The sequence below is a fragment of the Rhodococcus sp. EPR-157 genome (assembly GCF_001647195.1).
Lineage (GTDB): Bacteria > Actinomycetota > Actinomycetes > Mycobacteriales > Mycobacteriaceae > Rhodococcoides.
In genome coordinates this window covers 1-11,282 of record NZ_LVCV01000017.1, presented here as the reverse complement: position 1 = coordinate 11,282, position 11,282 = coordinate 1, and the positions used below count along the sequence as shown (strand labels likewise).

The 11,282-nt window shown below is 61.4% G+C and carries 10 protein-coding genes and 1 pseudogene; 4 read left to right on the top strand and 7 right to left on the bottom strand.

Annotated elements, in window-relative coordinates:
- The 3 genes and pseudogenes from A2J03_RS29625 to A2J03_RS00550 form a co-directional block, all read left to right on the top strand.
- Positions 1 to 155 (top strand): annotated as a pseudogene (locus A2J03_RS29625) (acetyl-CoA C-acyltransferase); the annotation flags it as partial.
- A 128-nt stretch (positions 156 to 283) separates the two neighbouring features.
- A complete protein-coding gene (locus tag A2J03_RS00555) occupies positions 284 to 985 on the top strand; it encodes a TetR/AcrR family transcriptional regulator (protein ID WP_082897498.1) in 702 nt (233 codons plus the stop codon).
- Between the two features lie 222 nt (positions 986 to 1,207).
- Positions 1,208 to 1,978, top strand: a complete 771-nt coding sequence (locus A2J03_RS00550; RefSeq protein WP_068368235.1) for an SDR family oxidoreductase — start codon at positions 1,208 to 1,210, stop codon at positions 1,976 to 1,978.
- A 28-nt stretch (positions 1,979 to 2,006) separates the two neighbouring features.
- Here the strand turns inward: A2J03_RS00550 and A2J03_RS00545 are convergent, their stop codons facing one another.
- The 6 genes from A2J03_RS00545 to A2J03_RS00520 all read right to left on the bottom strand — a co-directional run bounded on the left by A2J03_RS00545 (position 2,007) and on the right by A2J03_RS00520 (position 9,178).
- A complete protein-coding gene (locus tag A2J03_RS00545; RefSeq protein WP_231912303.1) occupies positions 2,007 to 3,104 on the bottom strand; it encodes an oxidoreductase in 1,098 nt (365 codons plus the stop codon).
- Positions 3,105 to 3,123: 19 nt separating this feature from the next.
- Entirely contained in the window at positions 3,124 to 3,414 is a 291-nt protein-coding gene (locus A2J03_RS00540; RefSeq protein WP_068368233.1) for a YciI family protein, read from the bottom strand.
- A 150-nt stretch (positions 3,415 to 3,564) separates the two neighbouring features.
- Positions 3,565 to 5,181 carry an AMP-binding protein gene (locus A2J03_RS00535; RefSeq protein WP_082897497.1) on the bottom strand — a complete coding sequence of 539 codons (1,617 nt, stop codon included), beginning with the start codon at positions 5,179 to 5,181 and terminating at the stop codon, positions 3,565 to 3,567.
- Positions 5,182 to 5,292: 111 nt separating this feature from the next.
- Complete coding sequence (locus tag A2J03_RS00530) at positions 5,293 to 6,438, bottom strand: acyl-CoA dehydrogenase family protein (RefSeq protein ID WP_068368230.1); 1,146 nt, start codon at positions 6,436 to 6,438, stop codon at positions 5,293 to 5,295.
- Positions 6,439 to 6,562: 124 nt separating this feature from the next.
- Complete coding sequence (locus A2J03_RS00525) at positions 6,563 to 7,468, bottom strand: alpha/beta hydrolase (protein WP_068368226.1); 906 nt, start codon at positions 7,466 to 7,468, stop codon at positions 6,563 to 6,565.
- A gap of 30 nt (positions 7,469 to 7,498) precedes the next feature.
- On the bottom strand, positions 7,499 to 9,178 hold the full coding sequence (locus A2J03_RS00520; RefSeq protein ID WP_082897496.1) for a flavin-containing monooxygenase: 1,680 nt from the start codon (positions 9,176 to 9,178) through the stop codon (positions 7,499 to 7,501).
- Positions 9,179 to 9,477: 299 nt separating this feature from the next.
- On the opposite strand from A2J03_RS00520, the gene A2J03_RS00515 reads away from it, so the two are divergent.
- Complete coding sequence (locus tag A2J03_RS00515; RefSeq protein WP_068368224.1) at positions 9,478 to 10,269, top strand: SDR family NAD(P)-dependent oxidoreductase; 792 nt, start codon at positions 9,478 to 9,480, stop codon at positions 10,267 to 10,269.
- Between the two features lie 44 nt (positions 10,270 to 10,313).
- On the opposite strand, the gene A2J03_RS00510 is transcribed toward A2J03_RS00515, so the two are convergent.
- Positions 10,314 to 10,877 (bottom strand): TetR/AcrR family transcriptional regulator, encoded by a 564-nt coding sequence (locus tag A2J03_RS00510; protein ID WP_082897495.1) that lies wholly within the window; start codon positions 10,875 to 10,877, stop codon positions 10,314 to 10,316.
- Between the last annotated feature and the right edge of the window lie 405 nt (positions 10,878 to 11,282).

Below are 11,282 nucleotides of genomic sequence, written 5' to 3'. Positions count from 1 at the left end.
GTGCGCTCTCGGTGGGACACCCCTACGGAATGTCCGGTGCCCGCCTCGTGGGTCACGCTCTCATCGAGGGAAAGCGTAGAAGCGTTCGCTACGTGGTCGTCTCGATGTGCGTCGGTGGCGGCATGGGTGCGGCCGGGTTGTTCGAGATCGTCTGAACGACACCTCTTCGGTGTCCCTGCCCGCGACTGACGACGCCTTACTATCGACAACAGCATTCACACCGGCCCTACCCGCCCGTCGACGCCGATGATGACACCCACGGGCCTCGAATCGAAGGAGCTCAGTGGCACGTCGAATCGGCTCTCCCCCGCTCCCGACGTCCGTCGTCAGCCGTGGGCAAACCACGTCGTCGGTTCAAACGCCGTCCACGGCTCGCGGCCGACGTACTCGCTCGGCGTTGATACATGCTGCACGCGAGACGTTCGAGCAGATGGGCTTTCGCGATGCCCGCATCTCGGACATCGCTGCCCAGGCCGGTACGTCCTACGGGGTGTTCTACCATTATTTCAAAACGAAAGAAGAGATACTCGGCGAGATCTTCACCGTCATCACCGGTGAAATGTTCTCTGCCTCCAGGCCTTCCGTCGATGTTGCGTCGGATCCCTACAGCCGCATCCTGGAAGCCAATCGGACCTATCTGGCCGTCGCCAGGCGCAACGCCCGACTGATTGCGGTCATCGAGGAAATGGCCATCAGAGAGCCCTACTTTCGAGAGTTGAAGCTTCAGATACGCGAGCCGTTCCTGAGAAGAAACGCAGCAGGTATCCGATCCCTGCAGTCACGCGGGATCGCCGACCCTGACCTCGACCCAGATCTGACAGCGAGCATTCTGGGTGGGATGGTCGAGAACTTCACCCTCTTGTGGTTCGTGCACGGTGTCGAATACGACGAATCAAGGGCTGTCACTACGCTGACGAAACTCTGGGCGCGCGCACTCGGCGTCTCACCCTCCACCGAAGCCGGCACGTCGGCACCGCAGACCTGATTCGTCTCGCTGGACGACCGCGCCGACGGGTTCCAGTGGAGCGAGCATCCGAGCACCTGCCCGTTCTCAAATATGACTGTTCAGTCAGAAGCTTCCCGCATTGACTGCAATTCTCAGTCCACTATGCCTGTGCAGCTCGATATCCTTGTTTATCCATAGTTGATTTTGTTGTCAGATGAACCGTAAGGTTGTCGTACACAGACCGATCGAGAGGCGTGCGTCATGGATCTCAGCGAATCTTCCGCCATTGTTACCGGGGGCGCTTCCGGCCTCGGTGAGGCAACAGCCAGGTTGTTGGCCCACCAAGGGGCACGAGTGGTCATTCTCGACCTGCAGACCGATCGGGGAGAGGCAGTAGCCGGTGACATCGGAGGCCGCTTCTGCCGAGCCGACGTCACGGACGAGAAATCCGTCGCGGCTGCAGTCGAGGCCGCGGTCACCATGGGCCCTCTACGTGCATTGGTGAACGCTGCAGGCTTCGGCCAAGAACGTCGGACCGTATCGGCCGATTTCGACCCGTTACCGCTCGAAGCATTCGCGAGAGAAGTTCAGGTCAATCTGATCGGTGCCTACAACTGCGCCAGACTCGCTGCCGCTGCCATGGCGAAGAGCGAACCGACGTCCGATGGAGCGACGCGTGGATCGATCCTGCACACGGCCTCCATCGCGGCCTTCGAGGGGCAGGTCGGCCAGACGCCCTATGCTGCGGCCAAAGGAGGCGTAGTGGGTATGACGCTGCCGATGGCGCGGGACCTCGCCGAGTTCGGCATCCGAGTCAACTCGATCGCGCCGGGATTGTTCGATACGCCGATCTTCGACTCTTTGCCACAAGGCGACGCTTACAAGAACAAGTTGGCGAGAAGTGCTGTCTTTCCCAAGCGCGCCGGGTACGCCCAAGAATTCGCCCGACTGGCGCTCGAGCTGTTGACGAACGACTACATGAACGGCGAGACCGTCCGGTTGGACGGCGGCCTGAGGATGCCCGCACGGTGACCGTGCAAGTCCCCTTCCCAGCGATCACTCAACGACGGGGATAGTCGACATACCCCTCGGGACCACCAACGTAAAAGGTATGGGGCCGCGGAACGTTCAACGCACATCCGTCGCGCCACCGCTCGACGAGGTCAGGATTCGCGATTGCAGCCCGGCCGACAGCGACTGCGTCGGCACCCGCGTCGAGAAGCATGGCACAGGCATCGGAAAGCGTTGTGATCGAGGCGAATCCAGTGTTCAGAACAAGAGGCCCTGCGAAACGGCGACGAAGTTCCTGGACCAGGCTTCCCTCTGGACTATCATGCAAAATTGAGAGATATGCCAGGTCGCCTCGATTCACGTGATCGACGAGCCTCCCGTACGTGTCCACTACATCGGCCGAATCCGTCTCGAGCGTTCCCTGTACGTCGTGCCCAGGTGAGATTCGCAGCCCAACCCGGCCCGAGCCGATTGCACATGCGACGGCGTCGATTACTTCTTCGACCAGTCGGGCTCGATTTCGCGGTGTGCCGCCGTACTGGTCTGTGCGCTGGTTGGAATTAGGCGCGAGGAACTGGTGAAGCAGATATCCGTTTGCTGCGTGGATTTCCACGCCGTCCATACCTGCGGCCACGGCCCGCTTTGCCGCCCTGGCAAACTGCTGGGCGACATCCCCAGCCGACGCCGTTGTCAGTGCTGTAGGTATCGGAAAGCGTTCCTTGCCCGCCTCGGTTCGCGCGGTGCCAGGGGCTGCAATCGCGCTCGGTGCCAGCACTTCGCGGCCTCCCGTTATGCCCGGATGGGTGAGACGGCCCGCGTCCATCAATTGCACCACGATCTTTCCACCAGCATCGTGGACGGCCGCAGCAACTCGAGCCCAGGCGGCCTGATGCGCATCGTCGACCAAACCTGGTTGCCCGAGGTAGCCGCGCGAAGCCTCGGTGGTAAAAGTTCCCTCCGACACGATCAGACCCATGCTGGCGCGCTGGGCGTAGTACTGAGCGACGATCTCCCCCGGCCGCCCATCGGGCTCGGCTCGTAGTCGCGTCAACGGAGCCATTACCAATCGATTGACCACCGCGATTTCGCCGATGTTCATCGGTAGGAAGAGACTGTTCGATTCGTCGGACACAACTGTTCTCGTCATTCTGGCTTCGGGAACCGACTCAGTTCTCCGCCAGTTCGTCAATCGACGCCATCGACACGGCGAACGTCATCATCTTGTACTCGTCGACCAAGCCGGCCCGGACGAACGGGTCTTGCTGCATCAGTGCACGGAGGTCATCTTCGGAGACCCCGCGGGCGAGGACCACTCCGCCGACCGAGGATTGGCGGGCCCCCGCTGCGACGAACGTTCCGTCGTCGAATCCTTGCTTGATGAAGGCGAGGTGCTCTGCAACAAGGCTCTTGTCTTCGTCGGCAAGAGGACGTGAATACGTGCTGTAGGCAACAATCATGGAAGCGACCTTTCGTCGCGCCGGCGCGCCGGCGCTCTGAGTGCTGTAAGTGGTTGCGTTGAGCCGACATCGGCCCAACATGGAGGCCGGGCGTCGGTTTACCCGACGCCCGGCTCGCGTGCGACTGCCAGTAAGACTGATTCAGCCCGTTCAGATGCGAAAGCTGTCGCGCAGCACAGCTTTTTGAATCTTGCCTGTGGCCGTCTTCGGAAGCCCCGACACCACATCGATCCGCTTGGGGACCTGGAATCCTGCGAGGTGTTGCTTGCAATGGGCCAGCAAGCGACCGGCAAGCGCCTCGGCGTCGATGTTGGGATCGACCGGCACGACGACGCCGGTAACGGACTCGCCCCATCGGTCGTCAGGGACGCCGATCACTGCTGCTTCGAGGACATCGTGGCAGCTCAGTAACACACGTTCCACCTCGACCGAGGACACATTCTCGCCGCCGGTCTTGACGATGTCTTTGACACGATCGGTAAACCAGATCACGCCTTCTTCATCGACATGCCCGAGGTCGCCGCTGTGGAACCATCCGTGCTCGAACGCCGCAGCGTTAGCGGACGCATTGTTCCAATAGCCCGACATGACATGCGGGCCTCGGTAGACGATTTCACCGGTTTCGCCAGCTGGGAGAAGTTGGCCGGACTGGTCCATGATCTGCGCATCGACCGTGACAACCGGCGGACCCCACGACGCAGACTTCGTCTTCTGGTGCGATGGGAACTGGAACACTGTGGCCGGGACAACCTCTGTTTGCCCTGAGCCCAGCAGAATTTTCGCATTAGGAAACGCCGAGGCGATCAGGCCGATCCGCTCCTCCGGCATCGGTGCCATGGCATAGATACACATCCGAACCGAGGACAGATTTCGAGTCGCCAGACTCGGTGAGTCGAGCACGGCGCTGAACATGGTGGGCAGCAGCATGACGTGTGTAGCGGCATGGCTCTCGGCTAGATCCAAGAACGACTCCGCCTCGAAACCTGCTGGGAGAAGGACCGTTCCACCGGTCAGCAGAATCGGCAACGTCAGAGTATCCAGTGCCGTTGTGTGGAACAGCGGCAATACGACGGGGAAAACGCTGAACTCGTCGCCGCGGCGATGCTCGAGTTGTAGAGCGTTACTCATCAGCGCAACGTACACGGACACATGGCTCGTCAGTACGCCCTTGGGGCGTGCCGTTGTTCCCGAGGTGTACAGGCAATGCATCGTGTCGCGGTCGTCGACAACGACTTCGAGCGGACTCGAGTCGGCCGCGACGTCGTCCCAGCGAACGACCTCGCGACCACAGATGGTGGCTGGAACCTCGTCACCGATGAGCACGATTCGCGTGACCGCAGGCACGGACGGCAGCGCTGCCTCCAGCAGAGGAACGTACGCCGAATCGACTATGACCGTTGTTGTGCCGGAGTCCTGCAGGATCCACGCGATGTCGTCGGTGGAAAGCATGAGATTCATCGGCAACGCAACGATTCCGGCTTTTGCGCAGCCGAAGAAGCTGGCCAGGAAGCGCCAGGAGTTGCCGAGTAGAAAGGCCACGGGCTCCTGGCTGCGGACACCGGACTCAAGCAGTCCGCGGCCGAATGCCTCAGCTGCGCTGTCGAGTTGGGAGTAGGTCACTTCCTCGTGGGAATCGGCGACTGCCGTTCGATGCCCGAACAGGCGGGCACTGCGCGTCAGCAGGTCGCCGACCGACATCCGGGTGGCAAGGTTGAGGTCGAGCTGACCTACCTGAGAGACGTCAGGACGCATGAGTACCGCCTTCATTCCGAGCTACGTTCGACTGCTTCATCATTCCACTCATGTCTGTAAAAATTCGGCTGATGGTTCGAGCACCGGTCATGCCCACCGAGAGAATCGGGCTCGCCGCATCACTCGTCACGCAATCAGTCCGTCTCTGCGGGCGAGTACCTGAAGCATGACCTCGTCAGCGCCTCCCCCGATGGAATGGAGCCGACTGTCACGTAGGAACCGAGCGGTCCATGTCTCCTCCATATATCCCATGCCGCCATGGAACTGAAGGCATTCGTCGGCAACTTCCCGAGCCAAACGCCCAGCCATGAGCTTGGCTACGGTCGCTTGTCGGATGATGTCCTCGCCGGCCATATGCGCCTCGGCCGATTGGTAGTTGTGCGACTGCAGCACATCGACTTTTGCAGCGAGTTCCGTGAGTCGAAACGCAATGTACTGGTTGTCGGCAAGGGACTTGCCGAACGCTTGGCGCTCCCGAACGAATTCACGAGTCCGTTCCAGAGCCCACTGGCAGGCCCCCACTACGCCGTACGCGCCGAACATCCGCTCGATCACGAACTGCGACATCTGCTGCTGGAACCCACGTCCGATCTCGCCGATCGTGTTGGACACCGGAACGCGGACGTTCTCGAAGTATAGCTCAGCGGTATCGGACGAGCGGTTTCCCAGCTTGTCCAACTTCTTGGAGACCGAGAAGCCCGGTGACTTCGTTTCGACGATGATCTGACTCATGCCTCGATAGCCGCCCTCATCGGAGGTGCGAGCCAGCAGGCAAAGCCAGTCGGCTTGGGTCCCGTTGGTGATGTAGAGCTTGCTTCCGTTGATGATCCAGTCGTCGCCGTCCCGAACAGCGCGAGTACGGATGCCGGCGACGTCGGAGCCAGCGCCCGCTTCGGTCACTGCGACCGAGCAGACCTGAGTACCAGCAATAGCCGGGGCGAGATACCGCCGCTTGAGTTCGTCGGTACCGAACTCGGCGAGAGAGGGTGTCGCCATCATGGCCTGCACGCCGATGGCAAGAGGTACGCCTGCTGCACCGGCGCGATAGAGCTCCTCGCACAGCACCACGGTGAAGGAGTGTTCAGCGCCCTGGCCGCCGTACTCCGGGTCGTACTCGAGGCCCAGCAGACCCAGCTCACCGAGCTTCGGAAACAGTTCGTGGGCAGGGAAGGCACCCGCCTTCTCCCATTCGTCGAGATGGGGTGCGATATCCCGTTCGACGACATCGCGGACCATCTTGCGGAACGCGTCGTGCTCAGTAGTGAATTGCATAGTGATCCCTCAGTGTTTCGAATGTGAGCTGTGGATGTATGGGTGACGCGGACCCATCAAGACGATCGAGCTGTCAGGTCAGCCACGAAAGCGGTGACACCCACAGATGTGGGTGTCACCGGGCTCAGCGGCCGAACTGGGCTTTCAACCATTCCCCGGCGTTGCCGATGGTCTCGTCCGCTTCTTTGGATCGGCCGGCCATGAATACGTACACGTGTTGCTGCCCGGGCGATTCCTCCAGTGTCGCTTCGACACCGGCTTCACGCGCCTGCTCGACGATGCGCTGCGCGTTGTCCAACAGAGTTTCCGCGTCACCCACGGACGCGAACAGAGGAGGCAGGCCGGCCAAGTCGGCGTACAGAGGGTTCGCCAGAGCAGTGTTCGGCGTGGTTTCGCCCAGGTACATACCGGCCATCATCCCGCTGACCTCAGGCGAGATCAGCGCGTCATTGTCGGCATTCGTCTTCATCGTCTCACCGGTGACTTCCATGTCGAGCCACGGTGAGAATGCGACGATCGCTGCAGGCAACGGCTCTCCCAGTTCCCGCAGCCGTAGCGCCGTACTGATCGATAGGTTGCCGCCGGCCGAATCCCCTGCCACGGCAGTGGATTCCGGAGAGTACCCCTGTTCCCGCAACCAGCGGTGCACGATGATCAGATCCTCGATCTGTGCCGGGAACGGGTTCTCGGGAGCCAATCGGTAGTCCGGCACGATCGCTCTGGATCCAGCCGCTTTGGCAAGGTGAGCGGCAAGCTTGCGGTGACTTGCCGAGGAGCCGGTCACGCACCCCCCACCGTGTGCGTACACGATCACACGATCTGTTTGTGCACCCGCGGGTGTGATCAGTACGGCGTGAACGCCGCCGGCATCGACGTCTTCATAGGTGACGTCGGTGGGCTCGGTTGCGAGCACCGCCAGCCCCTCCAACATGTCTCTCATGGTGGGAAGATCCATCGGCGGCTCGGCACCCATCCGAACCCCCATCGCGGTGTAGAGGTCGAAGAGCGCGTTCGGTTGAGCTGTTCCCATGGTGATGTCTCCTTCGGTGACGGGTCGGACTCAGTTGCTGACAGCGACAGGTTGGGCGGGACTGAAGACGTACGAGTCGTAGCCGCCACTGGCGACTTGCTGGCACGCTTCACGGAAGGCACCGACTCCGCCGAAGTAGAAGAGGGCGGCCCGCGGCTTGCCGGGAATGTTGTCGCCGAGGAACCAGGAGTTCGGCCCCACCGACAGGACGGTCGCGTCGACGATGGCGTTGACGGTCTGCCGCCAGATTTCCATCGACTCCCCCGTCGGCTCCATGGTCGCAACGTTCGTGTCGCGCATGAACCGGATTGCGTTGCCGATCCACTCCGCGACGCCATCGATGACCACAGGAATGTTCGCGAACGGTGTCTGTGGACCACCGATCATGAACATGTTGGGGAATCCCTCGACATTGATTCCGAGCTGGGTGCGGGGGCCATCGGTCCAGGCATCGGCAAGGGTTCTACCATCTCGGCCGCGAATATCCAGGCCACGGTAGCTGCCGGTCACTGCGTCGAATCCTGTTGCGAAGACGATGATATCGACCTCGTACTCGCGGTCTCCGACTTTGACACCCTTCTCGGTGATGCTGGAAATTGCCGTCTCGCTCACGTCGACGAGGTTGACATTCTCCCGGTTGAAGGTCTCGTAGTAGAAGTGCCCCAGCGGGGGTCGCTTGCCCGCGATGGGATAGTTCTCCGGGCACAGCAGATCAGCAGTCTTGGGATCCGTGACGATGGATCGAATCTTGGATCGAACGAAATCTGCGACGACCTGATTCGACTTCGGATCGACCAGAATGTCGTCGAACGTTTCGAAGATGAAGTGGAAGCCGCCGATTTCCCAGCCCCATTCGAGTATCTTCTGGGCTTCTTCGGGGGTGACGTCGTTGATTGTTCGGCCCGCAAGATCCATCGGGAAACCGAAGAAGTGCAGTCGGCTCTTCTCCCAGATGCTGTCGTAATTTGCGCGGATTCCCTGACGTTCTTCTGCTGTCAACGAGTAGTTACGTGCTGGGAGAACAAAGTTGGGTGTGCGCTGAAAGACGGTCACCTCGGACGCCGTGTGCGAGACGATGGGAATCAGCTGCACGCCGGTGGCACCGGTGCCGATGACGGCGACTCTTTTGCCTGCGAAGTCGACACCCTCGTGTGGCCATCGGCCAGTCACGTGCCACTCCCCGCGGAAGTCGTCCAAACCGGCGAAGTCCGGCTTGTAGGGCACCGATAGTGGACCGGCGGCCGGGACGAAGTACGTGCACCGGAACGTGTCGCCGGTGTTTGTGCGGACGATCCACTCGGTGCTCTGCTCGTCGTACTCAGCTGACGTGACTCGGGTCTCGAACTGAATATTTCGGCGCATGTCGAGGCGGTCAGCGACAAAGTTCAGGTAACCGAGCGCCTCGGATTGCGTCGGGAACCGTTCGGTCCAGTCCCACTCGTCCTGGATCTCCGGGAACGGGAAGGCATAAACCCAGCTCTCACTGTCGGTACGGGCACCGGGATAGCGATTCCAGAACCACGTGCCGCCCACGTTGTCAGCCGCCTCGATGACGATCGACGACAGGCCGAGCTCACGCATCTCGTGCAGGGCGCGCAAACCTCCGAACCCCGCGCCGACGATGACGGCGTCGACCGTTGTCTCAGCGCCGTTCGACGTTCGATCGCCGTTTACTGAACCCGCTGGTCTCGTCCCATTGTCCACAGTCATGGCTGGTTGCTCCTGTTCTGCCGCGCACATCGAGGCGCTGGCCGGTGGTAAATCGGGTGTCACCGATCTCGCCGGTCACTGATCGACCTTGGCGGTGACGACCATCACATCGCATCACTAACATGACTTGTTTGTCAACACCCCTGCGCATTTCTATAGCGCCGATGAAGACTGAAACTCCACGTTAAGGCAAATAACCCAGCTGCAAAGGCGGATCCACACCGACCCACTGTTGACTGCCATGTCGACTATGCGATTGGCTGTATGCAGCTGCCCCGTTCACACCTTGGAGATGCCGGATGCACACAGAGCCTCACCTGACCCCCCTGACCGGCAAGTCCGTCATCATCACCGGTGCTGCCGGGGGGATCGGCCGAGCGTTGGCGGTAAGGCTCGCTGCCGCCGGTGCCAATATCACCGTCAACGACCTCGACGATGCAGGCGCACACGCAGTTGCGCGCGAGGTAAGTGGGATCGCAGTAACGGCCGACTGCGCGTCGGAGGACGGGATCGCAGCCCTGATAGCCGGCGCGACTTCGGAATTCGGTCAGGTCGACGTCTTTATCGCAAACGCCGGAGTTTCGGGCGTCGGCGATATCGATGCTTCCGATGAAGACTGGCAACTGGCACTGGATGTCAATGTGATGGCGCACGTTCGAGCTGCTCGACTACTCGTCCCGTTGTGGATCGGCAAAGGAGGCGGCCGGTTTGTCGTAACCGCCTCGGCCGCCGGGTTGCTCACCATGCCGGGGGCGGCGCCCTACGCTGCATCGAAGCACGCCGCGGTCGCGTTCGCCGAGTGGTTGTCCATGACGTACCGACACCGCGGCATCGTGGTGCAAGCAATCTGCCCACAAGCGGTGCGAACCCAAATGCTGGGAGGACTGGGTGCACTCGCGGAGGTCGCTGAACGCACAGGCACACTCAGCCCGGAAGAGGTCGCCGAGCAGGCCTATCAAGGAATGCTGGATGATCGATTCCTCATCCTGCCCCACCCCGACGTGCACCGCTTCTACATGAACCGTGCGACCGACACCGACCGCTGGCTCGGTGCCATGAATTCACTGGTGCACTCGGCCACTGACAGCTGACAGCTCGACCGTCGAGCGCCGGACCATCTGCGTCGAAACATGTGTCAGTCGTGCGAATCAGGATCGAGCCCGATACCGCGCGCCCACAGCCGTGTGAGCGTGTCCACGGTCAGCTCCTCGACAAACGAGTCGCCGAACAGAAAGGCATGGCGCGCAGCCTGTTCCGCCATGCCACCCAAGCTTGCAGCGGCCCGTTCGGCGTCCAGCTTCGGGTCGGCGAGACCCTGCTCTTGCAGACGCCGGATGCCGGTCGTGATTCGATCCACGAAAACCGCACGTATCTGCGCCAGCAAGTCGTGGAAGTAGGGATCGCGAAACGACGCCTCTTCGATGGCTCTGAGAACACCGGCGTTGCGCGCGTAGGAGGCGAAGTATCGAGTGTTCGCCGCTCGGATGCGTTCGACCGGCGATCCGCCGTCACCCAAGCCCGAGCGCGTCGCCTGAAATAGATCCCCCATCGCGCCATTGACGACCTCGCGGAAGATCGCATGCTTCGAGTCGAAGTACGTGTAGAAGGAGCCGTGGGACATGGCCGCTCGCCGTGGAATGTCGGCGATCTTGGTCGAGTGAAAGCCCTGTTCCTCGAATACTTCGCGAGCTGCGTGCACTAAAGCGTTGCGGGTGCGTCGACCGCGGGGAGTTGTCGGCTGGGCCGATGCAGTGTCCGGTGGCAGAACAGAAGGCTCCGCGGCGGGGCTCGGAGAGTTCGGTAAAGGAGTGACCACACTCCCAGGTTCGCACACCACAGCCGTTCGAGGCACCCCGACACCTCCTCAGCACGCGACCACGACCGGCTGCACGACCCCGAGGAGCCGAATTGTCGTCCGACCATACGAGACCTAACGTGTCGCAGCGCCAACGCTCAGGGCGACACTGCAGCAGGGACCTGAGGGGCACGACTCCGCGTAGTTCCCCGTGAACAGCAGACCTTTGCAGTGCAGCGAGCATGACTCATGTATCAAGTTCGACTTGAGGCAATGGCAAGCCGCAGCCGGTATCAGGGGAAATTGTGG

Bases quoted from the DNA above. Each gene is read 5' to 3' on its own strand.
- A2J03_RS00550 (WP_068368235.1), top strand. From the start codon at position 1,208: ATGGATCTCAGCGAATCTTCCGCCATTGTTACCGGGGGCGCTTCCGGC.
- A2J03_RS00545 (WP_231912303.1), bottom strand. From the start codon at position 3,104: ATGACGAGAACAGTTGTGTCCGACGAATCGAACAGTCTCTTCCTACCG.
- A2J03_RS00540 (WP_068368233.1), bottom strand. From the start codon at position 3,414: ATGATTGTTGCCTACAGCACGTATTCACGTCCTCTTGCCGACGAAGAC.
- A2J03_RS00535 (WP_082897497.1), bottom strand. From the start codon at position 5,181: ATGAAGGCGGTACTCATGCGTCCTGACGTCTCTCAGGTAGGTCAGCTC.
- A2J03_RS00530 (WP_068368230.1), bottom strand. From the start codon at position 6,438: ATGCAATTCACTACTGAGCACGACGCGTTCCGCAAGATGGTCCGCGAT.
- A2J03_RS00525 (WP_068368226.1), bottom strand. From the start codon at position 7,468: ATGGGAACAGCTCAACCGAACGCGCTCTTCGACCTCTACACCGCGATG.
- A2J03_RS00520 (WP_082897496.1), bottom strand. From the start codon at position 9,178: ATGACTGTGGACAATGGGACGAGACCAGCGGGTTCAGTAAACGGCGAT.
- A2J03_RS00515 (WP_068368224.1), top strand. From the start codon at position 9,478: ATGCACACAGAGCCTCACCTGACCCCCCTGACCGGCAAGTCCGTCATC.